This is a genomic window from Variovorax sp. P4_B11 (assembly GCF_056402355.1).
Window position 1 is genome coordinate 56,137 of record NZ_JBFUHO010000033.1, and the last position, 26,778, is coordinate 82,914.

At 68.6% G+C, this 26,778-nt stretch carries 37 protein-coding genes; 28 read left to right on the top strand and 9 right to left on the bottom strand.

The window, feature by feature from the left end; translation table 11 throughout:
• Positions 1-2: 2 nt before the first annotated feature.
• Genes AC1DYD_RS25415 through AC1DYD_RS25450 form a run of 8 tightly spaced genes read left to right on the top strand, consistent with a single transcriptional unit; the run spans position 3 to position 6,197 of the window.
• A complete protein-coding gene (locus tag AC1DYD_RS25415) occupies positions 3-1,175 on the top strand; it encodes a cysteine desulfurase family protein (protein ID WP_478175533.1) in 1,173 nt (390 codons plus the stop codon).
• Between the two features lie 39 nt (positions 1,176-1,214).
• Positions 1,215-1,439, top strand: a complete 225-nt coding sequence (nifT, locus tag AC1DYD_RS25420) for a putative nitrogen fixation protein NifT (protein ID WP_478175534.1) — start codon at positions 1,215-1,217, stop codon at positions 1,437-1,439.
• Between the two features lie 15 nt (positions 1,440-1,454).
• On the top strand, positions 1,455-1,721 hold the full coding sequence (locus tag AC1DYD_RS25425; protein WP_478175535.1) for a hypothetical protein: 267 nt from the start codon (positions 1,455-1,457) through the stop codon (positions 1,719-1,721).
• Positions 1,721-2,881 carry a DegT/DnrJ/EryC1/StrS family aminotransferase gene (locus tag AC1DYD_RS25430; protein WP_478175570.1) on the top strand — a complete coding sequence of 387 codons (1,161 nt, stop codon included), beginning with the start codon at positions 1,721-1,723 and terminating at the stop codon, positions 2,879-2,881. Before AC1DYD_RS25425 ends, AC1DYD_RS25430 begins: the two co-directional genes overlap by 1 nt.
• Positions 2,882-2,940: 59 nt before the next feature.
• Positions 2,941-3,798: an SIR2 family NAD-dependent protein deacylase gene (locus tag AC1DYD_RS25435; RefSeq protein WP_478175536.1), complete on the top strand. Its 858-nt coding sequence runs from the start codon at positions 2,941-2,943 to the stop codon at positions 3,796-3,798.
• A 37-nt stretch (positions 3,799-3,835) separates the two neighbouring features.
• Complete coding sequence (locus AC1DYD_RS25440; RefSeq protein WP_478175537.1) at positions 3,836-4,156, top strand: 2Fe-2S iron-sulfur cluster-binding protein; 321 nt, start codon at positions 3,836-3,838, stop codon at positions 4,154-4,156.
• 56 nt (positions 4,157-4,212) lie between these two features.
• On the top strand, positions 4,213-5,826 hold the full coding sequence (locus AC1DYD_RS25445) for a flavin monoamine oxidase family protein (RefSeq protein WP_478175538.1): 1,614 nt from the start codon (positions 4,213-4,215) through the stop codon (positions 5,824-5,826).
• Positions 5,823-6,197 (top strand): hypothetical protein, encoded by a 375-nt coding sequence (locus tag AC1DYD_RS25450; RefSeq protein WP_478175539.1) that lies wholly within the window; start codon positions 5,823-5,825, stop codon positions 6,195-6,197. The genes AC1DYD_RS25445 and AC1DYD_RS25450 overlap by 4 nt, the downstream gene beginning before the upstream one ends.
• 97 nt (positions 6,198-6,294) lie before the next feature.
• Here the strand turns inward: AC1DYD_RS25450 and hmuQ are convergent, their stop codons facing one another.
• The 8 genes from hmuQ to AC1DYD_RS25490 all read right to left on the bottom strand — a co-directional run bounded on the left by hmuQ (position 6,295) and on the right by AC1DYD_RS25490 (position 10,174).
• Positions 6,295-6,597 (bottom strand): heme-degrading protein HmuQ, encoded by a 303-nt coding sequence (gene hmuQ, locus AC1DYD_RS25455; protein WP_478175540.1) that lies wholly within the window; start codon positions 6,595-6,597, stop codon positions 6,295-6,297.
• Entirely contained in the window at positions 6,582-7,025 is a 444-nt protein-coding gene (locus tag AC1DYD_RS25460; RefSeq protein ID WP_478175541.1) for a hypothetical protein, read from the bottom strand. Before AC1DYD_RS25460 ends, hmuQ begins: the two co-directional genes overlap by 16 nt.
• Before the next feature lie 68 nt (positions 7,026-7,093).
• Entirely contained in the window at positions 7,094-7,531 is a 438-nt protein-coding gene (locus tag AC1DYD_RS25465; RefSeq protein WP_478175542.1) for an Ohr family peroxiredoxin, read from the bottom strand.
• 227 nt (positions 7,532-7,758) lie between these two features.
• Positions 7,759-8,007: an FmdB family zinc ribbon protein gene (locus tag AC1DYD_RS25470; RefSeq protein WP_478175543.1), complete on the bottom strand. Its 249-nt coding sequence runs from the start codon at positions 8,005-8,007 to the stop codon at positions 7,759-7,761.
• A gap of 13 nt (positions 8,008-8,020) precedes the next feature.
• Positions 8,021-8,371 (bottom strand): thiosulfate sulfurtransferase GlpE, encoded by a 351-nt coding sequence (locus AC1DYD_RS25475; protein WP_478175544.1) that lies wholly within the window; start codon positions 8,369-8,371, stop codon positions 8,021-8,023.
• A gap of 148 nt (positions 8,372-8,519) precedes the next feature.
• Complete coding sequence (locus AC1DYD_RS25480; RefSeq protein WP_478175545.1) at positions 8,520-9,080, bottom strand: ankyrin repeat domain-containing protein; 561 nt, start codon at positions 9,078-9,080, stop codon at positions 8,520-8,522.
• Between the two features lie 18 nt (positions 9,081-9,098).
• Positions 9,099-9,707 carry a hypothetical protein gene (locus tag AC1DYD_RS25485; RefSeq protein WP_478175546.1) on the bottom strand — a complete coding sequence of 203 codons (609 nt, stop codon included), beginning with the start codon at positions 9,705-9,707 and terminating at the stop codon, positions 9,099-9,101.
• Positions 9,704-10,174, bottom strand: a complete 471-nt coding sequence (locus AC1DYD_RS25490; protein WP_478175547.1) for a group II truncated hemoglobin — start codon at positions 10,172-10,174, stop codon at positions 9,704-9,706. Before AC1DYD_RS25490 ends, AC1DYD_RS25485 begins: the two co-directional genes overlap by 4 nt.
• Before the next feature lie 378 nt (positions 10,175-10,552).
• Between AC1DYD_RS25490 and nifH the strand changes: the two genes are divergently transcribed.
• The 20 genes from nifH (at position 10,553) to AC1DYD_RS25590 (ending at position 26,445) form a co-directional block, all read left to right on the top strand.
• Positions 10,553-11,440, top strand: coding sequence for a nitrogenase iron protein (gene nifH, locus AC1DYD_RS25495; protein ID WP_478175548.1), 888 nt, complete (start codon positions 10,553-10,555; stop codon positions 11,438-11,440).
• A gap of 87 nt (positions 11,441-11,527) precedes the next feature.
• Positions 11,528-12,991, top strand: a complete 1,464-nt coding sequence (gene nifD / locus AC1DYD_RS25500) for a nitrogenase molybdenum-iron protein alpha chain (protein ID WP_478175549.1) — start codon at positions 11,528-11,530, stop codon at positions 12,989-12,991.
• 79 nt (positions 12,992-13,070) lie between these two features.
• The gene (gene nifK / locus AC1DYD_RS25505; RefSeq protein ID WP_478175550.1) at positions 13,071-14,630 is read left to right on the top strand and encodes a nitrogenase molybdenum-iron protein subunit beta; all 1,560 of its coding nucleotides are present in this window, start codon (positions 13,071-13,073) and stop codon (positions 14,628-14,630) included.
• A 36-nt stretch (positions 14,631-14,666) separates the two neighbouring features.
• A complete protein-coding gene (locus AC1DYD_RS25510) occupies positions 14,667-14,987 on the top strand; it encodes a hypothetical protein (protein ID WP_478175551.1) in 321 nt (106 codons plus the stop codon).
• Positions 14,988-15,041: 54 nt separating this feature from the next.
• Positions 15,042-15,527, top strand: coding sequence for a hypothetical protein (locus tag AC1DYD_RS25515; protein ID WP_478175552.1), 486 nt, complete (start codon positions 15,042-15,044; stop codon positions 15,525-15,527).
• A 78-nt stretch (positions 15,528-15,605) separates the two neighbouring features.
• Entirely contained in the window at positions 15,606-15,962 is a 357-nt protein-coding gene (locus AC1DYD_RS25520) for a hypothetical protein (protein WP_478175553.1), read from the top strand.
• 199 nt (positions 15,963-16,161) lie between these two features.
• A complete protein-coding gene (nifE, locus tag AC1DYD_RS25525) occupies positions 16,162-17,670 on the top strand; it encodes a nitrogenase iron-molybdenum cofactor biosynthesis protein NifE (protein ID WP_478175554.1) in 1,509 nt (502 codons plus the stop codon).
• A gap of 27 nt (positions 17,671-17,697) precedes the next feature.
• The gene (gene nifN, locus AC1DYD_RS25530; protein WP_478175555.1) at positions 17,698-19,092 is read left to right on the top strand and encodes a nitrogenase iron-molybdenum cofactor biosynthesis protein NifN; all 1,395 of its coding nucleotides are present in this window, start codon (positions 17,698-17,700) and stop codon (positions 19,090-19,092) included.
• A gap of 21 nt (positions 19,093-19,113) precedes the next feature.
• Entirely contained in the window at positions 19,114-19,527 is a 414-nt protein-coding gene (gene nifX / locus AC1DYD_RS25535) for a nitrogen fixation protein NifX (RefSeq protein ID WP_478175556.1), read from the top strand.
• Positions 19,520-20,005 carry a NifX-associated nitrogen fixation protein gene (locus tag AC1DYD_RS25540; protein WP_478175557.1) on the top strand — a complete coding sequence of 162 codons (486 nt, stop codon included), beginning with the start codon at positions 19,520-19,522 and terminating at the stop codon, positions 20,003-20,005. Before nifX ends, AC1DYD_RS25540 begins: the two co-directional genes overlap by 8 nt.
• Positions 20,006-20,007: 2 nt before the next feature.
• The gene (locus AC1DYD_RS25545; RefSeq protein ID WP_478175558.1) at positions 20,008-20,205 is read left to right on the top strand and encodes a CCE_0567 family metalloprotein; all 198 of its coding nucleotides are present in this window, start codon (positions 20,008-20,010) and stop codon (positions 20,203-20,205) included.
• Between the two features lie 16 nt (positions 20,206-20,221).
• Entirely contained in the window at positions 20,222-20,527 is a 306-nt protein-coding gene (fdxB, locus tag AC1DYD_RS25550; RefSeq protein ID WP_478175559.1) for a ferredoxin III, nif-specific, read from the top strand.
• Between the two features lie 2 nt (positions 20,528-20,529).
• Positions 20,530-21,126: a nitrogen fixation protein NifQ gene (locus AC1DYD_RS25555; RefSeq protein WP_478175560.1), complete on the top strand. Its 597-nt coding sequence runs from the start codon at positions 20,530-20,532 to the stop codon at positions 21,124-21,126.
• A gap of 83 nt (positions 21,127-21,209) precedes the next feature.
• Positions 21,210-21,824, top strand: coding sequence for a globin family protein (locus AC1DYD_RS25560; protein ID WP_478175561.1), 615 nt, complete (start codon positions 21,210-21,212; stop codon positions 21,822-21,824).
• 19 nt (positions 21,825-21,843) lie between these two features.
• Positions 21,844-22,323 (top strand): DUF2325 domain-containing protein, encoded by a 480-nt coding sequence (locus AC1DYD_RS25565; protein WP_478175562.1) that lies wholly within the window; start codon positions 21,844-21,846, stop codon positions 22,321-22,323.
• A gap of 51 nt (positions 22,324-22,374) precedes the next feature.
• Positions 22,375-23,361 carry an LLM class flavin-dependent oxidoreductase gene (locus AC1DYD_RS25570; RefSeq protein ID WP_478175563.1) on the top strand — a complete coding sequence of 329 codons (987 nt, stop codon included), beginning with the start codon at positions 22,375-22,377 and terminating at the stop codon, positions 23,359-23,361.
• Between the two features lie 40 nt (positions 23,362-23,401).
• The gene (gene modB / locus AC1DYD_RS25575) at positions 23,402-24,076 is read left to right on the top strand and encodes a molybdate ABC transporter permease subunit (protein WP_478175571.1); all 675 of its coding nucleotides are present in this window, start codon (positions 23,402-23,404) and stop codon (positions 24,074-24,076) included.
• Positions 24,077-24,095: 19 nt separating this feature from the next.
• Positions 24,096-24,854 (top strand): molybdate ABC transporter substrate-binding protein, encoded by a 759-nt coding sequence (gene modA / locus AC1DYD_RS25580; protein ID WP_478175564.1) that lies wholly within the window; start codon positions 24,096-24,098, stop codon positions 24,852-24,854.
• A gap of 15 nt (positions 24,855-24,869) precedes the next feature.
• On the top strand, positions 24,870-25,661 hold the full coding sequence (locus AC1DYD_RS25585; protein WP_478175565.1) for an ABC transporter ATP-binding protein: 792 nt from the start codon (positions 24,870-24,872) through the stop codon (positions 25,659-25,661).
• Positions 25,654-26,445, top strand: a complete 792-nt coding sequence (locus AC1DYD_RS25590) for a TOBE domain-containing protein (RefSeq protein WP_478175566.1) — start codon at positions 25,654-25,656, stop codon at positions 26,443-26,445. Before AC1DYD_RS25585 ends, AC1DYD_RS25590 begins: the two co-directional genes overlap by 8 nt.
• Before the next feature lie 57 nt (positions 26,446-26,502).
• On the opposite strand, the gene AC1DYD_RS25595 is transcribed toward AC1DYD_RS25590, so the two are convergent.
• Positions 26,503-26,778 (bottom strand): helix-turn-helix domain-containing protein (locus tag AC1DYD_RS25595; RefSeq protein ID WP_478175567.1); only part of this gene is annotated, 276 nt, incomplete at its 5' end.

Consider the following 26,778-nt stretch of genomic DNA (forward strand, 5'->3'; position numbering starts at 1 on the left):
CCATGACCGTCTACCTCGACCACAACGCCACCACGCCGCCTGCGCAGGCGGTGATCGAGGCCATGCTGCCGCTGTTCTCCGGCCTGTGGGCCAACGCATCGTCGCAGCATGGCCCGGGGCAGGACGCGAAGCGCGCGCTGGGCGCCGCGCGCGGCGGCGTGGCGCGGGCGCTGGGCTGCAAGCCGGCCGAGGTGCTCTTCACCAGCGGCGCCACGGAGTCGAACCATCTGGCGGTGCGCGGCCTGCTGGCCGCGGCGGCGCCGGGGCGCCGGCGTGTCGTGTTCAGCAGCATCGAGCATGCCGGCCATCTGCGACTGGCGGCCGCATTGCGCGAGAGCGGTGTGCCGGTGGATTTCATTCCGGTCCAGGCCGACGGCACGCTCGACCTGGACGCGGCCGCCGCGCTGATCAGCCCCGACGTCGCGCTGGTGTCGCTCATGGCCGCCAACAACGAAACCGGCGTGCTGATGCCGGTCGCCGAAACGGCGGCGCTCGCCCGGGCCGCCGGGGTGCTGCTGCATGTGGACGCCACCCAGTTCATCGGCAAGCTGCCCTTCGACTTCGGTCGCTTCGCTGCCGACGCGGTGTCGCTGTCGGCGCACAAGCTGCAGGGCCCCAAGGGCGTCGGCGCGCTGCTGCTGCGCCAGGGCGTGTCGCTGGCGCCGCAGACGCTGGGCAGCCAGGAGCGCGGGCGGCGCGGCGGCACCGAGAACCTGCCCGGCATCGTCGGCCTGGCGGCCGCGCTGTCGCAACTCGGCGATGGCGCCGCATTGGCCGCCGAGGCCGCGCGCCAGGCCGCGCTGCGCGACGCGCTGGAGGGCGGCCTGGCAGCCGCGCTGCCGTCGCTGCACATCTGGTCGAAGGGGGTACCGCGCCTGCCCGGAACCAGCTACCTGCGCTTCGGCCAGCTGCCGGCGGAGGTGGTGCTGAACCGGCTCGAACGGCTGGACGTTGCCGCCTCCTCGGGTGCGGCCTGTTCCTCCGGCGGCAGCGCGCCCTCCCATGTCCTGACCGCGATGGGCGTCCCGCCCGAAGAGGCGCTGGCCGCCGTGCGCCTGTCGCTGGGCCGGACCACCACCAGGGAGGACGTGGCGCATCTGCTGGCCGCGCTGCCGCCGCTGCTGAAACCCTTGCTGCGTGAAGAAGCCAAAGCGCGGACCGCCGTCGCCGCCTGAGCCCAGGACCACCGAATTTCCCACCCTCCGGAGCCGACGATGAAAGTGATGATCCGCAAAGACAGCAAGGGCGCGCTCAGCGCCTATGTGCCCAAGAAGGACCTGGAGGAACCCATCGTCTCGATGGTCCGGCCCGGCATGTGGGGCGGCCTGGTGACGCTGGGCAACGGCTGGCAGCTCGACCTGCCGGAGATGGCGGCCGATACCCGGCTGCCGGTCACCGTCGAGGCGCGGCGCATCGCCGGCGCAGGCGATGGCGATTGAGCCGGAGCACAAGCCATGGCATTGACTTCTCAGCATCTGCGAACGGCCGGTGAAATGGTGGGCGCGGCGACGACGCTGCGCGAAGCGGTGGACCAGTGGCGCACGCTGCACCCGGACGTGCGCACCGTGCTGGTCGACGCCTTCGACATGCGCGACGAAACGCCCGCGCTGCGCCTCGGCGCGCGCAACGTGTATCTCGCCGCCACCAACGGCCACTGCTGGCACGTGACGCAACAGCCCGAAGATGCGACCGCGCTGATCCTCACGCAGGACGGACCATGATCGACATCGACGTCATCTCCCTGTCCGAGCCCGAATGCGGCGCGCGCGAGATCGAGCTCGTCAACGCAGTGCTGCAGTCGGCGCGCTGGAGCGACGGGCCGATGCTCGAGTCCTTCGAGCGCGCCTTTGCCGGCTGGGCCGGCCGCGGGCACGCGGTGGCGGTGGGCAGCGGCACCTTGGGGACCTGGATCGCGCTGCGCGCACTGGGCATCGGCCCCGGCGACGAGGTCGTCTGCGCCGCCCACACCTGGCACCAGGTGGCGCAGGCCATCACGCTGGCCGGTGCGACGCCGGTGTTCGCCGACATCGACTACTGGAGCGGCTGCCTCAGCGCCGAGAAAGCCGCGCCGAAGATCGGCCCGAGGACCCGCGCCATCCTGGCCGGCAACACCAACGGCCACCCGGCCGCCTGGGGACCGCTGCGCGCCTTGGCCGTCGCACACGGCCTGAAGCTGATCGAGGACAGCAGCGAGGCGCTCGGCTCGCGCTACATGGGCCGCACGGTCGGCAGCTTCGGCGACGTGGCGGTGTTCGACTTCTCGCAGCCTTCGGCCTTGTGCACGGGCGAGGGCGGCATGCTGGTGACCGACGACGAGCAGTTGGCGCACGAGTTGCGCTACCTGCGCCAGCGTCGCGTCTCGGACCGCAGTTCGCTGTCGATCGGCTCGCGCGTGCCGCTGCAGGCCGGCATGAGCGAGCTGACCGCTGCGCTGGGCCTGGCGCAGCTGGCGGAACTCGACGCGCGGCTGGCGCTGCGCAAGCAGGTCGAGGCCTGGTACCACGACCAGATGCAGAGCTTCGAGGGCATCAAGCCGCCGTACCTGGCCGAGGACGTCGACGAGGTCCACTGGATGCTCTACGTCGTGCACCTGGGCAAGCGCTTCACGCAGAGCGCGCGCACCCAGATGATCGACGACCTGCGCGCCTGCGGCGTCGAGACCGCGGCCTACAGCCATCCGCTGCACCGCCAGTTCTTCTACATGAATGCCGGCGACGCGATCGGCCGCAAGCGCGGCCTGCTGCCCGACACCGACCGCATCGGCGACCGTGCGCTGGCGCTGCCGCTGCACACGCAGCTCGATGCCGACCAGGTCAAGTACATCGTCAAGACGCTCAAGGACACCGCCACCAACGTCGGTGCCGGTGCGGCGATCTACTGATATGCGCTCGCCCCGATCTGCGCGCACCGTACGGCAAACCCTGGACTCAAGGAACCCACATGAACACTGCCACCTCCGCCTCGGTCCAGGACATCGCGCGCCAGCTCGATGCCGGCGCCGTCATTCCCTATCTCGGCCCCGACATGCTCTCGCTGTGCGGCGGCGCGAAGGTGCCGGCCAACCCGCAGGCGCTCGCGGAGATCATGACCTCCAAGGTCAGCGTGCCGCACAAGATCCGCAAGCGCCTGACGCAGGCGGCGCAGTTCATCGAGAACTTCAAGCACCGCAAGTCGGTGGTGCAGCTCATGAACGAGGCCTTCGCCGCCACGCCCGAGCCTTCGGCGCTGCACCTGGCGCTGGCCGCGAGCGGCGCAGGGCTGTGGGTCGATACCTGGTACGACGACACATTCGCGGCCGCGCTGCGGCAGGTACGACCGGAAGGCGGCTGGACGCAGATCCAGGGACTGTCGCAGTCCGAACATTTCGGCCGGTGGACCGGCGTCTATGCCGACGACGGCGAGTTTCTGCCCGAGCTGCCGGCCGACGCCGGACGCATCCTCTACCAGCCGATCGGCAGCCACGGCCCGGCCGGAAACTACCTCGTGTCCGACAGCGACTACGTCGAGGTGCTGACCGAGATCGACATCCAGACGCCGATTCCGCCCGCGGTTCAGGCCTGGCGCAGCGGACGCCGCTTCCTGTTCCTGGGCTGCCGCTTCGACGACCAGCTCACGCGCAGCTTCGCGCGCCAGATCATGAAGCGCTCGAGCGACCGGCACTGGGCCGTGCTGCCCGACGAGCCCACGCGCATGGAGGCGCGCTTCCTCGAAGAGCAGGGCATCGTGCGCATCCCGATGCCGCTGGCGCAGTTCGCCGAAGCGCTGCTGGGCGCGCTTCAGCCGGCCGTGCCCGCCTGAGTCTTTCCGTTCCAACCCTCACCACGATCCAACGACCATGAGCGAAACCAGCAACACCCTCACCACGACCTTGACCGTACTGCCCTCGGGCAACAGCTACGAGGCCGTGTCCGGCATCACGCTGCTCGAGGCGCTGCGCCGCGCCGGCGTGCTGACGCACGAATGCGACGGCGGCGCGAAGTGCACCGACCTGTGCCACCTGTTCGTGCTCGAAGGCCGCAAGAGCCTGTCGAAGACCACGCGCGAAGAGAACGAGCGGCTCGACGCCATCGTCGGCGTCGGCGCCAAGTCGCGCCTGGCCTGCAGGGCGGTGCTGGGCGAGGAGCCCGTCACCGTCGAGCTGCTGACCTTCAAATGAGCCCATCTCGCCCACGGGCGTCGCTGCGCGCGTCTTGATCTCCCGGGCAATCCTCCATGGCCACCATCGAACCTCTCGTCGCCGACGTGGCCATCGTCGGCGCCGGCCTGTGCGGGCTCGCGCTGGCGCGCTCGCTGCATGCGCAAGGGCTTTCGGTCGCGCTCGTCGAGGCGCGCGATCGCCTCGGCGGTCGTGTGCTGACGCAGCGCTGCGAAGCCACCGACCAGGCGCTGGACATGGGACCGACCTGGTTCTGGCCCGAGACCGAGCCGCGCATCGCCGCGCTGCTGGCCGAGTTCGGCCTGGCGAGCGCGCCGCAGCACGACCCCGGCGATGCGTTGTGGCTCACGGACCCGAACCGCGAGCCCGAGCGCCGCGAAGCGCCCGGCGGCGTGCATGCCGGCGCGCAGCGCATCGAAGGCGGCGCGGCACGCCTGGTCGATGCGCTCGCCGCCGCCCTGCCCGAGGGCAGCGTGTACACCGGCAGCGCGCTGCGCCTGCTGCGCGACCACGGCGCCTGGCTCGAACTGCAACTCGAAGCGGACGGCCGCACGCGCCCGCTGCGCGCGCGCCATGCCGTGCTGGCGCTGCCGCCGCGCCTGGTGCACGAGCGCATCGCCTTCGATCCGCCGCTGCCGGCAGCGTTGGCTGAAGCGCTCGCCGCCACGCCGACCTGGATGGCAGCGCAGGCCAAGGCCGTCACCACCTACCCGCGCCCGTTCTGGCGCGTGGCGGGCCACTCGGGCAACGCCTTCGTGCGCCATGCCCAGGCCGTGCTGGGGGAAGTGTTCGATGCCAGCGACGCGGCCACCGGCGCCGGCGCGCTGGGCGGCTTCGTCGCGCTCGGCGCCGCGCAGCGTGTCGACTTCCGGCGCGGCATGCCGATGCTGATCGAGAGCCAGCTTGCCCAGCTCCACGGCGCCCAGGCGCACCAGGAGGGGCACCTGCACGTGCTCGACTGGGCCGGCGAGCCCTGGACCTGCAGCACCGCCGACCGCGAAGGTCCGCCCGAGCCGCCGCAGGCGGACCCGGCGCTGCGACGGCCGCACTGGGCGGGCCGCCTGTACTTCGGCAGCAGCGAGAGCGCCGCGCACGGCGCAGGCCACATGGAAGGCGCGCTGGAAGCGGCGGCGCGCATCGCACGGGCGCTGGCGCCGGTGCCCGCGGCACCTGCCGGCGCCGGCGATGCGGACGACCCGCTCGGCCGGTTCAAGGCCGAGGTGTCGGCGCGCCGCGCCCAGGCCCCTTCGCACTATCGCCAGCATCTGGCGCGGCTGCTCTCCACCCAGCAGGCGGAACAGCTGACGCAGCGCGCGCTGCTGGCGACCGTCGAGCAGGTCTACAGCGAAACGCTGATCGCGCTCGACGGCTTGCTGCCTGATCTCGGCCTCGACCGCGCCCGGCCGGCCGAAGCCGGCCGGCATGCGCTGACGCCTGCGCTGCTGGTCGCTTTCAAGGGCTGGAACGGCGAACTGCTGTCGAATGCGCTGGCCTTCAACGGCAGCTCGTGCGCGCTGTCGAACTTTCCCGGCGAGCACCGGCCCGATGCGTTGCTGCAGCGCGCCATCGCACGCGATCTCGCGGCGGCCTGGCGCGAGTTCGCACTGGAACTGAACACGCGCCTGCTGGCGGCATCTGCGCACGCGCAGCGCACGGCGGTGCCGGCATGACAGGCGTCCGCCCCATCGAGACCAGCGCCCTGCTGGCCATCATCGAGCAGGCCGGCACGGCGGTGGTCATCCTCGTCGAAGGGCTGGAGCGCGAAGAACTGCTGCGCTCGCGCCTGACGCGCGCCGAAGTGCTGCGGCAGCTCGGGACTCTGGCGGACAGCATGGGCCAGGTCGATCCCGCGGTTCGGCTCGAAATGCCCGAACTCGCCTGGCGGGGCTGGGAGGCGCTGCGCCCGCGCCTGTCCGGCCCGGCCGGCGAGGAACTCGACGAGGCGCTCTGGTTCGCCTGTGAATCGCTGGTGCCGGCAACGCTGCTGTGGCTGCGCGTGTACCGGCAGAGCCAGTCGGACCTGTTCCAGATGCAGTGGTGAACGCCAGGAAGCCAAGGTGCCCGCAGCGCCTGGCCGAGAAGCTGCTGGCTGGCCTTCCCGAAGGTCCGGTGCGGGCCTTTCTGAACGGCCCGGCCGGCTACAGGACGGCCTCGAAGCCCTCGAACTGCGGCGGTCCCAGGTAGAGGCCGCGCTGCTGGCCGGCACCGGCGTGCGCCGCGCGGAAGGCTTCGGAGCGCGTCCAGGCCTCGAAGGCCTCGGCGCTCTCCCAGGTCGAATGCGAGACGAACACGGTCGCCTGCGCGTCGCTCGGCCCCTGCAGGAGATTGAAACGCTGGAAGCCCGGCACGTCGGCCAGCCTGCTGTCGCGCTGGCGCCAGACCTCGATGAACTCCGCTTCGCGGCCCGGCGCGATGCGAAAGCGGTTCATGGCGATGAACATGGTGTGAGCCTTTCAGGAGAAGAGAGAGGAGGACACAGGAACCCTGCCACCCATGCCTCGACCCGCGGCGCGCAGCGGGCGAGGCGGTCGCGGTATTCGGGAATCAGGAAGTAGTCGGCGTCGTGCAGGTACGGGTTGCGCATGCGGCCGACGTCGAGCGCGTCGTGGCCGAGGTCGATCAGGCGTCCGTCGATCCGGTTGAACTGGTGGGCATAGTGGCCCTCGATGACGCCGCCGAAGACACCCTGCACGAAGAGCGAGCCGTATTTGCAGGCCCCTGAGAGATCGCTGGGCACCGGGGCCTGGCGCTCGAGGGCGAGTTCGCACCACAGGCGGAAGACGAACGCCTTGGCGTCGGCGAAGCGGGCGGGGCTGTAGGCGATCGGGCCGCGCGGCAGCGCGCCGACGGCCGGCGGCTGCGGGTTCACTGGATCTGCATGAGCCACGCGTCGACCTTGCTGGCGGTGAGAAAGAAGAAGGGTCGGCGCCGCACGGCTCAGGCCGCCACCGGCGTGTCGAGCACCGCCTTGAGGTTCAGTGTCATGCTCGACTTGGTGGCGTCGACGTAGGGGCAGATGCCCCTGGCGCGTTCCATCAGGCTGTCGGCGGTGGGCTGGTCCAGCGTTCCGGCCATGAAGGCGGTCAGGCTCAGCGCCATGCGGTAGGCGCCCTCGAAGTTCACGTACATCGACAGCACGGCCTCGACGTAGCAGCCGCGCAGCGGCAGCTTGCCGGCGCGGGCGATGTGGCGCACGGAATGTTCGAAGCAGGCCGCGAATGCGGCCGCGAAGAGCTGCTCCGGATTGGGGCCGTCGCCCTTGCCGCCCATCTCCTTCGGGACGACGAGCTTGAGCTTGAAGCTGCCGTCCTCGCTTTGCACCTGGCCGCCACGGCCGCCTTGGGCCAGCATGGTCGTTTTGTAGACGAGGTCCATATCAGTTGCTCCACCGCGCGGTGCGCGATCCACGACCCATGAAACCGGCGCAGTCCGATACCAGGGATACCGCGGAACCGGCTTTGCCGGGCCGCCGGTATCGCCCCCCTTGAGGGGCTGAGGTCCGCGGCTCCAAGCCTGCCTGCGCAGGCTTGGACGGAACCGAAGAGCCGCTGCCTCTGGCAGCGACTCGGAGGCGCCGCAGGCGCTTCGGGGGGTGCTTCATTTCAGACGTTCTTTCCCTTGAGCAGCCTGGCGCGGTCGGCCGCGCTGTACTGGTCGAAGTGGCCCTGGGCCGCCGCGGCGCGGCGGTTCGACATCCGGATGGCCTCGATCTTGCCGGCGGGCGCGATGCGCGAGACGGCTTTCTCCAGGGCCGTGCTGCCGCACTGCGGACAGGCAGGCTGGGTGCCGGAGCGCACCAGCATCTCGAAGCGCTGGCCGCAGGCGGGGCAGTGGTAGTCATAGAGGGGCATTCCGGTCTCCGGTTCAAGTCGTCGGTGCGTCGGTGATGTGGGCCATCGGGGCGCCGGCCACCGCCCAGGCGGCATGGCCGCCGATCAGGTCGTGCACGTCGGTGAAGCCGAAGTCGGCGAACATCTGCGCGTAGGCCTGGCTGGCGTTGCCGTGGTGGCAGTAGATCAGCACCGGGCGCCGGCGCTCGGTGCGCAGCAGCAGCATGTCCTGGTTGTCGCCCGAGATCCGCACGGCGCCGGGCCAGCCGTCGCGCGCGTGGCTGGCGGCGTCGCGCGCGTCGAGCAGCAGCGCGTCCGGCCGCTGGAGCCGCCAGGCTCCGAGTTCGGCCAGCGTGAGACGGCGGAATGTGCGCTGGCCCTTCATGGCGTGTCCTCCTGGCGCTCGCCAGCGGTATATCGGCCGCCCGTCGTCGGCCGGCAATGGCAGCCGCGCGGCGGGCGCACCGGCCGGTGCTTGGTGCGCGCGTGGTAGGCCAGGACAGTGGCTGAGCGTGCGGCCGACATGGGGGGTCTCAGGGCGAAGAGGCCAACCGGCGACGGGCCAGGCGCAGCAGTTCCAGCCCGCGGTCGGCGGCCATGTCGAAGGCGCTGCGGCCGTCCGGCGCGCTCAGGTCCGGCGCCGCCCCTTGCGCCAGCAGCAGGTGCACCATCTCCAGCCGGCCGCTCGCGGCGGCCTGCATGAGGCAGGTGATGTCGTCGTCGTTGGCATGGTCGATCGGCGTGCCGGCCTGGATCAGCCGCAGGATGGTCGCCGGACCGCCGTGCAGGCAGGCGAACCAGAGCGCGTTGTTGCCCTCGTCGTTCACCGCATCGGGCGCAGCGCCATCCGCCAGCAAGGCCTCGACCACCTCATGCTCGCCATGCCATGCGGCCCGCATCAGCGGCGTGTCGCCGTTGTCGCGGCGCGCCTGCGGGCCGGGAAAGTCCTGCTGTGCCAGCCAGGTCGCGAGTTCGGCATGCGACAGCGGCGGCATCGCGGTGTTGGCCGCCTCTCGCCATGCGGCGGTGCGGCGCACGGCGCGAGAAGTGCCGGCGGACGCAGTCACGGCCAGGCGTCGATGCAGGGCGTTCATGGCGTGTGTTCCAGCGGATCAGACCGGACGGTTCTCGTTCGGGTTGCGCACTGGGCCCATCAGTTCCAGGCCCTCGGCGTAGGTGATGGTGTCGAAGGTGACGTCGAACTTGATCGCCGCATCGGCCACCGCATCGAGCTTGCCGGCGCTGTCCTTCTTCTTGAGTTCGTTCTTCTCCAGGTACAGCAGCGCCAGCAGTTCGTTGTAGACCGTGCTCTCGTCGATCGGCAGCACGTAGAACAGGGCGCCCTTGTAGGGCACCTGGTACTTCCTGCTCAGGTCGATGTTGTTGCAGAACAGAAAGTACTTGCCGCCGGCGCTGAGCGTCTCGCCCAGCACCTCGGCCACGTCCTTCAGGTGCTCGAAGCTCAGCAGGTAGCCCGCGAAGAAGGGCAGGTGCCGGTCGCCCGTGGTCCCGACGGCCATCACCTGGTCGCAGGTGAGTTCCGGCGGGCGTGCCTCGTCGGCCAGCTTGGGCGCAAAGCGCAGCGCCAGTTCGCCGCGAAAGCCGAGACGGCCGAACTTGCCGGTGGGCGCCTTCAACACGGGGTTCAGCAGCCGCCCCTCCTTCTCGAGCCGGGCAAACGCGGTGTCGTCGAGTTCCTTGCGGTCCAGCGTGGCATTCATGGAGATTCCTTGGTGGTGATGAATTCAGAAGAAGAAGCGGCAGCGGGGACCGGCGCCGTGTTGCGCATCCAGTCGGCCGTCTTGAAGAAGGCGGCCATGAGTTCGTCTCGCAGCGCGGGCGCGGCGCCGGCGTCCTGCAGCGCGGCCTGCATGCAGGCCAGCCAGGCGTCGCGTTCGTCCGTGCCGATGGCGAAGCCCGCATGGCGCATGCGCAGGCGGGGGTGGCCACGGCGGGCCGAATACGCCTTGGGGCCGCCGAGCCACTCGCACAGGTAGAGCACGAGCACGGCCTTGGTCGATGCAAGGTCCGGCGCATGCATGGCACGTATGCCGCGCGCATCGGGGCGCGTGTCCATGTGGCGATAGAAAGAGTCGACCAACTGCACGACGCCGGCCCGGCCGCCGAGCATGTCGAAGTGCGGGGGGCGTTGGCGCAGCGGCAGGGTGTTGTTCGCGGCGGCGTTCATGTGCCGTCTCCTGCAACGAACGTACCAGGGGATGTCGGCCTGCGGCGCGCTGCAAACCCGACACAAAGCGGCCCCGCGTGTTGCATGGCAGGTCTTTTTTCCGACGCGCCGTGCAGCGTTTGTCGCGAAGCGAACAATGTGCGCCGACTGGCATTGCGATCTGCGCCGGAGAGCTGTTTTCCCTCTGTGGAAGGGCATGGCACGAGCCCTGCCGACGGTGCCGGAACCGCATGGCACGGAAGCTGCGAAGAAGGGTCTGCGCGGACACAGGTCCGGCCGATGCGTGACCCCACAGAAGAAGACCAACAGGCACGACAGGCTGACATGGGCGCGGCTACGCAACCTTGTTTTTCAACCCTTCCTGAATGGAGTACTGCTATGGCCAAACTTCGGCAAATCGCCTTCTACGGCAAAGGCGGCATCGGCAAATCGACGACTTCCCAGAACACCCTCGCGGCGTTGACGGAACTCGGCCAGAAGATCCTCATCGTCGGCTGCGACCCCAAGGCCGACTCGACCCGGCTGATCCTGCACGCGAAGGCACAGGACACCATCCTCTCGCTGGCCGCGGAAGCCGGTTCGGTGGAGGACCTGGAGCTGGAAGACGTCATGAAGATCGGCTATCGCGACATCCGCTGCGTCGAGTCCGGCGGTCCGGAGCCGGGCGTCGGCTGCGCCGGCCGCGGCGTGATCACCTCGATCAACTTCCTCGAGGAGAACGGCGCCTATGACGGCGTGGACTACGTGTCCTACGACGTGCTGGGCGACGTGGTGTGCGGCGGCTTCGCCATGCCCATCCGCGAGAACAAGGCGCAAGAAATCTACATCGTGATGTCCGGCGAGATGATGGCCATGTACGCGGCCAACAACATCTCCAAGGGCATTCTGAAGTACGCCAACTCGGGCGGCGTTCGCCTGGGCGGGCTGGTGTGCAACGAACGCCAGACCGACAAGGAACTCGAACTCGCCGATGCGCTGTCCAAGATGCTGGGCTCGCGGCTCATCCATTTCGTGCCGCGCGACAACATCGTGCAGCACGCGGAGCTTCGCCGCATGACGGTGATCGAGTTCGCGCCGGAATCCAAGCAGGCCGCCGAGTACCGCACGCTCGCCACCAAGATCCACGACAACGCGGGCAACGGCACGATCCCGACCCCGATCACGATGGACCAGCTCGAAGACCTGCTCATGGAGCACGGGATCATGAAGCAGGTCGACGAGTCCCAGGTCGGCAAGACCGCCGAAGAACTGGCCGCCGCGGCCTGACGCCGACCCGGGCCCGCTGCCGCTTGACGCCATGAGCGTCCGTCGCCGCGGGTCCGCACCGTCCCCACCCACCCTACGGAGCATCCCATGACCGCCACGGTTGAAGAACGCAAGGCCGCGAACAAGGCCCTGATCGATGAAGTGCTGAAGGCCTATCCCGAAAAGATGGCCAAGCGGCGCGCCAAGCACCTCGGAACCTTCGACGAAGGCAAGCCCGATTGCGGCGTCAAGTCCAACATCAAGTCGCTGCCGGGCGTCATGACCATCCGCGGCTGCGCCTACGCCGGCAGCAAGGGCGTCGTCTGGGGCCCGATCAAGGACATGATCCACATCAGCCACGGCCCGGTCGGCTGCGGCCAGTATTCGTGGGCCGCGCGCCGCAACTACTACATCGGCACCACCGGCATCGACACTTTCGTGACGATGCAGTTCACCTCCGACTTCCAGGAGAAGGACATCGTCTTCGGCGGCGACAAGAAGCTCGACAAGATCATCGACGAGATCCAGGAGCTGTTCCCGCTGAACAAGGGCATCTCGATCCAGAGCGAATGCCCGATCGGCCTGATCGGCGACGACATCGAGGCCGTGTCGAAGAAGAAGGCCAAGCAGTACGAAGGCCACACCATCGTGCCGGTGCGCTGCGAGGGCTTCCGCGGCGTCAGCCAGTCGCTCGGCCACCATCTGGCCAACGACGCGATCCGCGACTGGGTGTTCGACAAGGTCGATCCGAACAAGCGCCCCGACTTCGAATCCACGCCCTACGACGTGGCCATCATCGGCGACTACAACATCGGCGGCGACGCCTGGTCCAGCCGCATCCTGCTGGAGGAAATCGGCCTGCGCGTGATCGCGCAGTGGTCGGGCGACGGCTCCATCGCCGAGCTGGAGAACACGCCCAAGGCCAAGCTCAACGTGCTGCATTGCTATCGCTCGATGAACTACATCAGCCGGCACATGGAAGAGAAGTACGGCATTCCATGGGTCGAATACAACTTCTTCGGCCCCACCATGATCGAGAAGAGCCTGCGCGAGATCGCCAGCCACTTCGACGACACCATCAAGGCCAACGCCGAGCGCGTGATCGAGAAGTACCGTCCGCTGATGGATGCGGTGATCGCGCGCTTCAAGCCGCGCCTGCAGGGCAAGAAGGTGATGCTGTTCGTCGGCGGCCTGCGCCCGCGCCACGTCATCGGTGCCTACGAGGACCTGGGCATGGACGTGGTCGGCACCGGCTACGAGTTCGGCCACAACGACGACTACCAGCGAACCACCCACTATGTGAAGGACGGCACGCTGATCTATGACGACGTCACCGGCTACGAGTTCGAGAAGTTCGTCGAACAGGTGCAGCCCGACCTGGTCGGCTCCGGCATCAAGGAGAAGTACGTGTTCCAGAAGATGGGCGTGCCGTTCCGCCAGATGCACAGCTGGGACTATTCCGGCCCCTACCACGGCTACGACGGCTTCGCGATCTTCGCGCGCGACATGGACATGGCCATCTCCAGCCCGATCTGGAGCCTGACCAAGGCGCCCTGGAAGAAAGCCGCCTGACACCCGGTGGTCGGTGATCGCCGGCCACTCCCCGGTCACCGACCCCTATCGCCTCACAGACAACCCTCAGGAGCCCGCCATGCCCCAATCAGCCGACAAGATCCTCGACCACGAACTGCTGTTCCGTGAGCCCGAGTACCAGGAAATCTTCCGCACCAAGAAGGAACAGTTCGAGTTCAACCATTCCGACGAGACCGTCAAGCAGATCGTCGAGTGGACCAAGACCGAGGACTACAAGGAAAAGAACTTCAAGCGCGATTCGCTCACCGTCAATCCGGCCAAGGCCTGCCAGCCGCTGGGCGCCGTGTACGTGGCCAACGGCTTTGCCAAGACGCTGAGCTTCGTGCACGGCTCGCAGGGCTGCGTGGCGTACTACCGTTCGCACTTCTCGCGCCACTTCAAGGAGCCGACCTCCTGCGTGAGTTCGTCGATGACGGAGGACGCCGCGGTGTTCGGTGGCCTGAACAACATGATCGACGGCCTGGCCAATGCCTACAACCTGTACAAGCCCGAGATGATCGCGGTGTCGACCACCTGCATGGCCGAGGTGATCGGCGACGACCTCGACGCCTTCATCAAGAACAGCAAGCAGAAGGGCAGCGTGCCGGACGACTACGACGTGCCCTTCGCGCACACGCCGGCCTTTGTCGGCAGCCACATCACCGGGTACGACAACGCGCTGCTGGGCATCCTGAAGCACTTCTGGGACGGCAAGGCCGGCACGGCCGAAAAGCTCGAGCGCGTGCCCGACGAGAGCATCAACTTCATCGGCGGCTTCGACGGTTTCGTCGTCGGCAACATGAAGGAGATCCGCCACATCTTCGATCTGTTCGGCGTCAAGGTGAACGTCATCTGCGACCCGTCGGAGAACTGGAACACGCCCACCGACGGCGAGTTCCGCATGTACGAAGGCGGGACCACCAAGGAAGAAGTCGTGGCGGCCCTGCATGCCAGGGCCACCATCGTGTTCCAGGAATACTGCTGCGAGAAGACCAGCAAGTTCATCGCCGAGCACGGCCAGGAGGTGGTGGTGCTGAACGCGCCGATGGGGGTGGCTGGCACCGACGAATTCCTGATGGCGATCTCCCGCCTCACCGGCAAGCCGGTCCCGGCGGCGCTGGAAAAGGAGCGCGGCCAGCTGGTCGACGCCATGGCCGACAGCCAGGCGCATCTGCACGGCAAGCGCTTCGCGCTGTACGGCGACCCCGACCAGATGCTGGGTACCACCCGGTTCCTGCTGGAGCTGGGCGCCGAGCCGGCCCACGTGCTCGCGACCAACGGCACGGAAACCTGGGCGAAGAAGGTGCAGGCTCTGTTCGACAGCTCGCCGTACGGCGCCGGCTGCAAGGTCTACCCCAAGCGCGACCTGTGGCACCTGCGCTCGCTGCTTTTCACGGAGCCGGTCGATTTCCTGATCGGCAACACCTACGGCAAGTACCTGGAGCGCGACACCAAGACGCCGCTGGTGCGCATGACCTTCCCGATCTTCGACCGCCACCACTACCACCGCTACCCCACCTGGGGCTACGACGGTGCGATGCGCACGCTGATCATGCTGCTGGACGAGTTCTTCGAGACGCTTGATGCCAACACCATCGTCGCAGCGAAGACCGACTACAGCTACGACATCATCCGCTGACCGGGACCACCCCGTTTCTTGCCAGGAACCTATCCCATGACAGATGCCGTATGGGTCAAGACGACACAGGATGGCCGCAAGGTCGAAGTGATCGACGGCTGGGTCTGCCTGGCCGGCGCGCGCGAGACCGACCACCTGGTGCCGCTGCTGGAGCATCCGAACCGGCAGGCCATCGGCAAGGCGGTGCACGGTGCCACGCACATGGCCGGGCGGATTCCGCTCACGCATGCGGAAACCGCCATCGCCCAGGGGGCGATGGCGGCCGCGCAGCGCGCGTTCGACCCCAGCCCGGCCGCGATCACCCAGCGCATCCGCCACGCGATCTGGGCCAAGGCCCATGCGGAAGGCGTGGAATGACAGCCCCGCTGATGCAAGACCCGCAGAGCGCCTGAGACAACGCGGGAACCGGCCGTGATCTTCGTGGTGGAACTTCCGCAACAAGGCGACCCGCGCGCCTGGTTCGCCTATGACGACGAGGACTTCGCGCGCAAGGTGGCGGCCTCCGATCCGCTCGACCCCTGGGAGATCCACGACGAGCTGACGGCACGCGACCTGCTGGAAGCCGCGGGGCATGCCGGGCCCGACGACGCTGCGCGGGAACGTTCGCCGGCCCTCTGCGCGCTGGGCGACGCGCACGGCTGGGACACGCCGCTCTACCGCGCCGATCACCTGCTCGGCCGTGGCGTGCTTCGCACCGAGCCGGTGGCCGAGCGCGACGCGCTGGCCGCTGCGCTCGCCGCGCGCGGCGGGCAGAGCTGCATCTACTGGAACGACCGCGAGGCGATCGGTGCGTTCGAAGGGGCCGATCCGCGGCTGGCGGGCGAGGCCCGTTGGTGGGCGCGGCGCGCCCTCTACGAGCAGCTCATTGCGCTCGAAGTGCTGGCGGACGACAACTGAATCCGGAACGAGCGAGGCCATGAAGCTGGGCATCGAGCGCTCGCATGCCCACCGGCTCGCCGCCTGAGGAGACCTGCGATGCTGTCCCGGATGCAATGCGACATCGTGTGTGGCTGCGCCGACGCCATCCAGGCGCTGACGGCCGAGATGCGGGACGACAGCGAGCTGTTCGCCAGCCCGAACACGCTGGCCGGCGTGGAGATGTCGCTGCTCGCCATCGCGCAGACGCTGGACCACCTGGCGCCGGCCCTGCGCGGCCGCCTTGCATGGATCGACTGGACCGGCTGGCAGGCCTTGCGCGGTCTGCTGGAGCACGACGTCCAGCCGCGCCGCGAGCAGGTCTGGTACGGCATCCGGTCGCTGGTGCCGGCCACCGTGCACCTGATCGGCCAGCTGCGCCGCCACGAGCCGGTGTGGTTCGAGATTGCGTATTGAAGGATCGGACGCGTTGCTGCGCGTGGCGCACCGTCGTGTGTCGCAAGGCCTTTGTCGCATTCCGTTCAAACCCGCCAGCAGGGTGGCGCCCGGCGCGCCAAAAGACCGCCAAACCGGCGATAAATCGCCCCCGAACGGCCTCCCGGACGCTGGCACCAAACCTGCAATGAGAGCCTCATCCACCTGTCGGGAGTCTTCCATGTCAGTCTCGCTGAAAGCCAAGATCGCCGAAGTATTCGATGAGCCCGGCTGCGACAAGAACCAGGGCAAGAGCGAGAAGGAACGCAAGAAGGGCTGCACCAAGCAGCTCTCGCCGGGCGCCGCGGCCGGCGGCTGCGCCTTCGACGGCGCCAAGATCGCGCTGCAGCCGATCGTGGACGTTGCGCACCTCGTGCACGGGCCGATCGCCTGCGAAGGCAACTCCTGGGACAACCGGCATTCGGCGTCCTCCGGCTCGCAGCTCTACCGCACCGGCTTCACGACCGACATCAACGAACTCGACGTGGTCTACGGCGGCGAGAAGCGTCTCTTCAAGAGCGTGCGGGAGATCATCGAGAAGTACGACCCGCCGGCCGTCTTCGTCTACCAGACCTGCGTGACCGCGTTGATCGGCGACGACATCGAAGCGGTGTGCCAACGCGCATCGGAGAAGTTCGGCAAGCCGGTGATCCCGGTGAACTCGCCCGGCTTCGCCGGTCCGAAGAACCTGGGCAACAAGCTCGGCGGCGAAGCCATCCTGGACTACGTGATCGGCACGCGGGAGCCAGCGTACACGACGCCCTACGACATCAACATCATCGGCGAATACAACCTGTCCGGAGAGCTCTGGCAAGCCAAACCGCTGCTCGACGCGCTGGGCATCCGCATCCTCTCGTGCATCTCGGGCGACGGCCGCTACAACGAAGTCGCGAGCGCGCACCGGGCCAAGGTGAACATGATGGTCTGCTCCAAGTCGATGATCAACATCGCGACCAAGATGCAGCAGCGCTGGGGCATTCCATACTTCGAGGGTTCGTTCTACGGCATCGGCGACATGAGCGACACGCTGCGCCAGATCGCGCGGCTGCTGGTGGCGCAGGGCGCGCCCGCCGAGCTGCTGGAGCGCACCGAGCGGTTGATCGAGGTGGAAGAAGCGCGCGCCTGGAAGCGCATCGCGCACTACAAGCAGCGCCTGGCCGGCAAGCGGGTGCTGCTGATCACCGGCGGCGTGAAGTCCTGGTCGGTGGTCGCGGCGCTGCAGGAGGCGGGCCTGGAAGTCGTCGGCACCAGCGTCAAGAAGAGCACCAGGGAAGACAAGGAGAAGATCAAGGAGATCATGGGCGACGACGCCCACATGATCGACGACATGACGCCGCGCGAGATGTACAACATGCTCAAGGACGCCAAGGCCGACATCATGCTGTCGGGCGGCCGCTCGCAGTTCGTCGCGCTGAAGGCGCGCATGCCCTGGCTGGACATCAACCAGGAGCGCCACCATCCCTACGGCGGCTATGAGGGCATGGTCGAGCTGGTGCACGAGATCGACCGCGCGATCTTCAATCCGGTGTGGCAGCAGGTGCGCATCCCGGCGCCCTGGGGCGACGACGGCGAGACGCTGGGTGCTGTGCGGGTCGTCGCGCAGCAGAACGCCGTGGCGCCGGGCATGGGATTCCTGGCCGAGGTCGCCCGCCGGGCCATGGGCCTGGAGCCCGACGAAGTCCCGGCCTGAGCAGGACGCAAGCGGGAGCGAAACAGCATGGCCAGCGTCGTCGAGTCCAAGAAAGCTTGTGCGGTCAATCCGCTCAAGATGAGCCAGCCGCTGGGCGCGAGCTTCGCGTTCATGGGGCTCGATGCCTGCATGCCGGTGATGCACGGCTCTCAGGGCTGCACCTCGTTCGCGCTGGTGCTGCTGGTGCGCCACTTCAAGGAGGCGATCCCGCTCCAGACCACGGCGATGAACGAGGTCACGACCATCCTCGGGGGCTACGAGAACATCGAGGCCGCGCTGCTCAACATCCGCAAGCGCGCGGCGCCGAGGATCATCGCGATCTGCTCCACCGGCCTGACCGAGACCAAGGGCGACGACGTGACCGGCTACCTGGCCACGGTGCGCAAGCGCAAGCCCGAGCTGGACGACACCGAGATCCTCTACGTGTCGACGCCCGATTACGTGGGTGGGTTCGAGGACGGCTACAAGCACGCGGTCACCGGCATCGTGCGCGCGCTGGTCAAGCCGCTGCCGGTCGACGCGCGGCAGGTCACCCTGCTGCCGGGCAGCCATCTCTCGCCGGGCGACATCGACGAGTTGCGCGAGATCGTCGAGGCCTTCGGCCTGTCGGTCATCGTGCTGCCCGACATCTCCGGGTCGCTGGATGGCCACATCGCGCCCGACTGGCGCGGCACGACGATCGGCGGCACGACGCTGGAACAGGTCCGGGCGGCGGGGGCATCGGCGTTCACGATCGCCGTGGGCGAGCAGACGCGCGAGGCCGCCGAGGCGCTGCAGTCGATCGCAGGCACGCCCTTCGAAGTCTTCGAGCGGCTGACCGGCCTCGAGGTCAACGACCGCCTGCTGCAGCGGCTGTCGCAGCTTGCCGAACGGCCGGTGCCGGCGAAGTACCGGCGCCAGCGCAGCCAGTTGCTCGACGCGATGCTCGACGGGCACTTCTACACCGGCGGCATCAAGGTCGCCATCGGCGCCGAGCCTGATCTGCTGCTGGCGGTGGGCGGCCTGCTGCACGAGATGGGCGCCGAGCTGCGCTGCTGCGTGAGCACCACCAAGTCGGCGGCGCACGCGCTGCTGCCCGCCGGGCAGGTGGTGCTCGGCGACCTCGAGGACCTGGAGCGCGGCGCGGCCGATTGCGACCTGTTGATCACGCATTCGCATGGCCGCCAGGCTGCCGAGCGCCTCGACAAGCCCCTGCTGCGCATCGGCTTTCCGGTGTTCGACCGCATCGGCAACGCGCACCGCCGCCATGTCGGCTATCGCGGAACGATGAACCTGATCTTCGAGGTTTCCAACCTGATGATGGAACGCATCGCCCATCACCACGCCGGCGATTGGCCGCTCACGCACGAGGCGCGCCGCGCCGCCGCGGCCGCGAGCCGCGCGGACGCCGTCGAAAGCACCATCGCGGCGGCCAGCGCCTGAATCCAGCAACCAGGAGTCCCCATGAAAATCGCCTTCGCCACCCAGGACAAGGAGCGCGTGGATGCGCACTTCGGCTGGGCCAAAGCCATCGTGGTCTACGAGGTCACGGCCGACGGCCACCGTTTCGTCGAGAGCTTCGACTTCGGCGGCAAGCTGGAGGAGGACGGCGACGAGGACAAGCTGGCGCCCAAGCTCGACGCCATCAAGGACTGCGCGATTCTCTACGTCGCCGCCATCGGCGGCTCCGGCGCCGCGCGCGTGGTGGCGCTGAAGATCCACCCGATCAAGGTGCCGCAGCCCGAGCCGATCGCCGAGATCCTGGACAAGCTCCAGGAGGTTTTCAAGGGCACGCCGCCACCGTGGCTGCGCAAGGCACTCGCCAGGGATGGCGAGCGCTCATTCGATTTCGAAGACGACGAGGTTCCACATGGCTGAACAAGCAATCATCGAGGCGGCAGCGGGCGACCAAGCCCATCTCGCCAGCCCGTTCGTGCAGCAGCTGGTCAAGCAGCTGCGTGCGCAGGACACGCACGGTGCGTGGGAAGGCAAGAGCGACATGCAGTTGCTCAAGCCCTACGTCCACACGCCCGAGGAGCGCCGCGCGATCCCCATCATGGGCGATCCCGATCCGGAGATCCTGTGGCGCCTGGAGATCTTCTACAACGCGATCGCGGTGGCGATCGAGCGCGAGACCGGCCAGATGGTGTCGCCGATGATGAAGATGAGCCATGAAGGCTTCGGTCGCCTAGTGCTGATCGCCGGCCGGCTGGTGGTGGTCAACAAGCAGCTGCGCGACGTCCACCGCTTCGGCTTCTCCTCGCTGGCCAAGCTGTCGGAAGCCGGCACCAAGTTCTTCGACGAGGCGGTCGCGATGATCCGCGAGTACCCGGCGGTCGCCCAGTACGGAGCCTGAACATGGAAAGCCCCGAAGAACTCAAGGTGCGCCTGAAGAAACTCAATGCGCAGGCCACGCAGGCCAAGATGGACCTGCACGACCTGTCGGAAGAGCTGCCCACCCACTGGGAGCAGATCTTATCGGTCGCGCAGCGTTGCCACGACACCCACGCGGCCTTGATGGCCGCGCGCAAGCTCCAGGCCGCCGCGGCCTCCTGACGAGAAGGAACCAGCGATGACGGCCTTCAGTGTCACCCTTCCCAGCGGCGCCACCTGGACGCCGACCTTCGTCGCCTCGCTGGACGAGGACAAGTGCATCGGCTGCGGCCGCTGCTTCAAGGTCTGCCCGCGCGGCGTGCTCGAACTCGTCGGACTCGACGAGGACGGCGAGCACATCCGCCTCGAAGGCGACGAGGACGAAGACGAGGAATACGAAAAGAAGGTCATGACGATCGCCCACCAGGCGCTGTGCATCGGCTGCACGGCCTGCGCGAAGATCTGCCCGAAGAAGTGCTACACGCACGCCGCCGCATCGGTGTGACCATGGGTGCGCGTGCGGTGCTGATGTCCTGCGCCGCAGATGCGGGGGACCCGGCGGCGCTGGCGCTGGCCGGCGTGCTCTCGGCGGCCTTCCAGCGCCATGGCCGCGGCCTGCTGCCGATGCCGGGGCTGGACGCCGTCGCCACGCGCGCGCTGTTCGTGCACTGGTTCCCCGGCGCCGATGAAGCACTGGGCCTGGACTGGACGGCGCTCGCCGGGGCCGAGCGCGCGGAGCCGCGCCGGGACGAGATCGAAGACCTGGTCGGCCTGCTGCGCGACCATGCCGACGTCGACGCCGGGCCGGCCGCGGCGTCGGAGGCCGTTGCGCATGCCCTCGCTTGCGCCAGCCTCGGCGACAACCATCTGTGGCAGGACCTGCACCTGCCTTCGCGCCGCGAGCTCTCCGCGTTGATCGCGTGCTGGTTCCCGCGCCTGGCGGCCCGCAACACGCACGACATGAAGTGGAAGCGGTTCTTCTACAAGCAGCTGTGCGAGCGCGAGGCATTGTTCATCTGCAAGGCCCCGAGCTGCGGCGTGTGTACCGATCACGGCGTGTGCTTCGGCGCCGAAGAGGCGCCGGCTCTCCCGCTGCCGGACTGATGCCGCGGGCATGACGATTGCAATGGAGAGTCCATCGCTATGTATGTCACTGCATAGCCGACAAACCGGACGACAGAACCGACATGCCGACGTCATCGAATCCTCTCGCCGAGCCCCCGCCGGCACCCGCGCGCTGGGTGCCTTGCGACCGGGCGTGCTACCTGACGCTGCACTGGCCCTTGGGGCGCAGCGTCGGCCTGCCGCCGGCCTGCCTGCCGCAGCTGCCGCAGCCGCCGCATCGATTGCTGGCCATGTGCAACGAAGAGGGCTTGCGCGCACTCGTCCACGCCCACATGCTGCGCCTGCGGCGCACGCCGCTGTTCGCCCGGTCCGGCCGCTGCTTCGACTGCGTCGCGCAGCGTGTGGCCGATTTCGTGGTCGAGGCCTGCGGCGGCCCGCTGTACTACAGCGAGCGCCACACCCGGCTTCAGGCCGCCGCCGGCCTGCCGTTGCTGCTGGACGAAGAGGGCCGTGAGGTCTGGCTGGTGCAGCTCTGGCATGCCTTCGACGACGCGGGCTTTCCCCCGGCGGTGCGGGCGGACTTCTGGAACTGGGCCGAAGCGCTTTCCATTTATCTGCTGGCCCCCCAGGCGCGCCGGCGCGAGCTCACGCGCTATGCGTACGACACGGTGCGCAGCTGGTTTCCCGCGCGGCCCTCCCGCATCGCCGGCGCGTCCAGCGGCCGCGCAGTGCCGTGATTGCGACGGAGCACTCGCCATGAATGTCCCTGCCTTCCATGCGGCTCGCGCGCAGGCGCACATCGCGGGTCTGCAGCAGGAACTGGAGGCGCTGGAAGGCGCTTTGCTGCATCCGCCGGCGTGGGCCGCCCGACTGAAAGGGCAGCGCCTGGTGTACGTGGGAGGACGACCGCGAAGCAATGCGGCGCTGCGTTCGATGGTGCAGCAGGCCGGGGGCGAGTTCGTGCTGCATGCGGGCCTGATCGACGACGACGGGCGTCCATCGCGCTTCGCGTCGCTGCTGGCCGGCGCCGATCTGGTGTGCTGCGCGCTGGACCTGATCGATCACGATTCGCTCGCGGCCCTGCGGCGCCTGTGCGCCCGCCACGGCGTGCCGTGGCGGCCCTTGCGCAGCGCAAGCGTGGCCAGTTTCGTGGCGGCCCTGTCCAGGGATGGGCTGCCGCCGTCGGTGGCGGCACCGGCCGGGACCGGGCCGCGCGCATGCCTGCGCCACGGCTGACGCGGCACTGCACACCGCGTCACCTCCATCTCTCTGTCCAAGGGTGCCACCATGTCCGAACCAGCGCAACGCTACGGCGTTTTTCTCAACGTCGAGGACCCCGATGGCGATGCCGGCGACGCGCTCGACCAGATGGTGCGTACCGCCGTCGCGGCCGAGGCCCTGGGCTTCGACGATGTCTGGGTGGCCGAGCACCACTACAGCCGCTTCGCGATCGGCAGCGCGCTGACCGTGCTGCTGGGCCACCTGGCGGCCTGCACGTCCCGCGTGCGGCTCGGCACCGGCGCGGCGTTGCTGGCGCTCAACGACCCCGTGCGCGTGGCCGAAGACGTGGCGACGCTCGATCTGCTGAGCCGCGGGCGCATCGAGTTCGGCGTCGCGCGCGGCGGCCCCTTTCCCGAGCAATACCGTCATGCGGCGCTGCCCTCCGCGGAGATCGCGCGGGCCCGCATGCATGAGGCCCTGGAACTGATCCTTCGCCTCTGGCGCGAGCCGGCACCGAGCTTCGACGGCCGCTTCTATCGCTGCGAGGGCCTGTCGATCCAGCCGCGGCCGCTGCAGCAGCCCATGCCGGTGTGGCTGGCGAGCCTGAGCGCCGATTCGCGGCGGCTGGCCGCGGCGGGGGGCCACGGGCTGATGGCGACGCCTTCTTTGGACCTCGCCGATGTCGCCGCGGTGGTGGCCTCCGAGCGCGCGGGGCGCGGCGACTTTCCCTTCGCCATTGCGCGCTTCTTCCATTGCGAGCCCGATCACCGGCTCGCCGTCGAGCGTGGGGTCGCGGCGGTGCGCGCGTACCCCGGCCTGATGGGTGTGCGCTTTGCGCCGGGGAGCCTGCCGCCGATGTTCGCGCCCGATGCGAGCGATGCCGTCATCCTGGCCAACGCGGTGATCGGCGACCCGGCCCATTGCGCGGCTCGCCTGCACATGCTGCGTGAGCGACTCGGACCGCATCGCCTGTTGCTGAAGCCCGCGGTCCACCGGGCGGGGCAGGCACGCGAGGCCCTGGAGCTGTTCATGCGGGCCTGCATATTGCGATGAATGACGCTATGTAGCCCGCTACGTAAGGAATGTCGCAATGATGTCGGACTCGCTACACAACTTCGACGCCTCGCCGTTGATTCTGTCGCTCCAGGTGGCCGCAGTGGCCACGGTGCTCGCGTTGCTGGCTGGCGTGGCCCTGGGCTGGGTATTCGCGCGCCATGCCTTCCCGGGCAGTTCCGTTCTCGAAGCGGCCTGCATGTTGCCGCTGGTCCTGCCGCCGACCGTCATCGGCTATGGCATCCTGGTCCTGGCCGGCCGGCGCAGCGCGCTCGGCGGCTGGCTGCGAGCGCACTTCGACTACACGATCATCTTCAACTGGCACGGCGCGGTCGTTGCGTCCGCAGTGGTCGCGCTGCCCCTGGTGCTGAAGTCGGCCGGGGCCGCCTTCACGGGCGTCGACCGCACGCTGGAAGCCGCTGCGCGCACCTTGCGGCAAACACCCTGGAGCGTGTTCGTGCGCATCACGCTGCCGCTCGCCTGGCCCGGCATCCTGGCCGGCACGCTGCTGGCCTTCGCCCGCGCCATGGGCGAGTTCGGCGCTTCGCTGATGGTGGCCGGATCGATCCCCCGCCAGACCCAGACGCTTTCGATGGCGATCTACGACGCGGTGCAGGCCGGGCAGGACCAGACGGCCATGGCACTTGTGATCGTCACTTCCGCCATCTCGATCGCCGTGCTGGTCGCTTCCGCTCGCTTCCTTTCCCTTCGCTGACCCTCCAGGAGTTTCGCAGATGCGTTCCATCCGTTTCCTCGCTGTCGTCGCAGTGGTCGTTGCGGCCGCGTTGCCACCATCGGCCGCTGCGCAGCAACTCACCGTCTCGGCTGCGGCGAGCCTGACCCATGCGTTCCAGGAACTCGGCCCGAAGTTCGAGGCCGGCAAGCCCGGCGTGACGCTGCGCTTCAATTTCGCCGCGTCCGGCGTGCTGCTCCAGCAGGTCGCACAGGGCGCACCGGTGGATGTGTTCGCGAGCGCGGACCAGGTCAGCGTCACGCGAGGCATCGAGCAGAAGCTCTTCGACCCGGACAGCAAGCGGGACTTCGCGCTCAACAGCGTGGTGCTGGTGGCCCCGGCGCAGGGTGCGCCGGAGATCCGGTCGCTGGCGGATCTGGCGTCTCCGGGCGTGAAGCGAATCGCGATCGGCAAGACCGCCACCGTGCCCGTCGGCCGGTACACCAGGGAAGCGCTCGACACCGCTGGGCTCTGGCCGGTGCTCGAATCGAAATTCGTCTATGCAGACACCGTCCGCCAAGTGCTGGACTACGTGGCGCGCGGCGAGGCCGATGCGGGTTTCGTCTATCGCACCGACGCGGCGATCGGCGGCGACAAGGTGAGGGTGGTGCTCACCGCGGGGGGGCACACGCCCGTGAGCTATCCGGTGATCGTGGTCAGCGAGAGCCGCAACAAGGCCCTCGCGAAGGATTTCATCGCCTTCCTGTCCACGCCACCGGCCGTCGATGTCTTGGCCAGGTACGGCTTCGGGAAGCCCTGAGCGGGCAGGGGCGTGATGATCGACATCGATCTCCAGGCTTCGGTCAGCGATGGCACCCGCCGGTTCGATCTGGACGTACGCTTCGCCTGCGAGGCCCCCGTGGTCGCGCTGTACGGACCGTCCGGCGCGGGAAAATCGCTCACGCTGCAGGCGATCGCCGGGCTTCAACGGCCGGCGGCCGGGCATGTACGCATCGGCGGCCGGACGTTGTTCGATGCAAGACTCGGCATCGATCTGGCGGTGGCCGAGCGGCGCGTCGGCTACCTGTTCCAGCACTATGCGCTGTTCCCGCACCTCAGCGTTCGGGAGAACGTGAGCTTCGGGCTCAAGAACTGGTGGCATCGGCGCCTGTCTCCGCACGACGCCGAACGGGTCGACGGATTGCTGGAGAGCTTCGGCCTGGGCGCCTTCGCGCGCAGCCGGCCGTCCGCGCTGTCGGGTGGCCAGCAGCAGCGGGTGGCGCTGGCCCGCGCCCTGGCCTGCGAGCCTTCGGTGCTGCTGCTGGACGAGCCCTTCGCAGCGTTGAACCCGATGCTTCGGCAGCAGCTTCGTCGCGAACTGGCGCAGGTCTGTGCACGCCGGCGCGTGCCGGTGGTGATGATCACGCACGACATCGACGACGTGCTGGCGCTGGCCGACGTCGCCTTCGTGATCGAGGGCGGGCGGGCCGTGCGCGAAGTCGATGTCCGGCGCGGCGCCGGACGCGAATTGACTCAGCGCTTGCTGGTGCCCGGATGGGACCCGCCGGTGGTCACCGCCGCCGAAGGGGCGGTGCGGGGATGGCTGGGAGCGCCAGTCCATGGCTGACGCGACGTTGCTGTCGGGCGAGCTGAAGCTGGCGGGACGGCTCGATGCGCGCTTCTTCGCGCTGCTCGAGGCGATCGACAACACCGGCTCGATCAACCGTGCGGCGAGCACCGCGGGCTACAGCTACAAGGGCGCCTGGCTGCTGCTCGAGACGGCGGAGAACCTGGCCAGCGAACCCTTGCTCGAAAGCGCGATCGGCGGCAAGGGGGGCGGCGGCACCCGGCTGACCCGCGCGGCCCGTGATCTTCTGGCGGCCTGGCGCATCGTGCAGGCGGCTCATCTCGGCTTCCTGCGCACGCAGGAGCGCTGGCTCACCCAACAGCCGGCATTGGCCGGCCTTCTCAGGAGGATTTCCATGAAGACCACAGCCCGCAACCAGTTGGCCGGCACCATCGCGGCCGTCGAGTCAGGCCCGGTCACGACCCAGGCGACGCTCGTGATCGCCGGTGGGCACGAAATCGTCGCGACCCTGACGACGGCCGCCGCCCAGAAGCTCGGGCTTGCAGTGGGCCAGGAAGCCATTGCGCTGATCAAGTCCTCGGCCGTCGTGCTGGTGACGGATTTCGCCGGCTATGTGCTGTCGGCCCGCAATCAGTTCGCCGGCACCATCTCGCGCGTCGAGCGGGGCGCGGTGTCGTCGCTGGTGCTCGTCACGCTTCCGGGTGGCGGCAAGCTGGCGGCCGCTGTGACCAACGATGCGGTCGATGCGTTGGGCCTGGCCATCGGGCAAGCCGCGACGGCGGTATTCAAGGCGTATGCGGTGATGCTGGCCACGGCTGCATGATCTGATTGGCGCAGCGGACGCCATGGGTCTCCACGAAGCCATACGACAAGGGGTATTTCAGCAGCCTGCCAAGCGCTCGAGCGTCCGAGTTCGATATTCCCTCGGCCCGAGGCCCGTGTGCCGCTTGAAAAAGCGGCAGAAGTAGGCGGGATCCTGAAAGCCGAGGTCGAAGGCCAACCTGGACACGGGCGCCGCTACGTGTACGAGCCTGCGGCAGGCTTCGCGCGCAAGCCGGGTGTGGATCAGGGACTGGGCGTTCTGCCCCGTCTCATTGCGTACCATCCGGTTGAGCCTTTCGGTGGAGAGTCCCAATTGTTCGGCATAGCGCGAGAC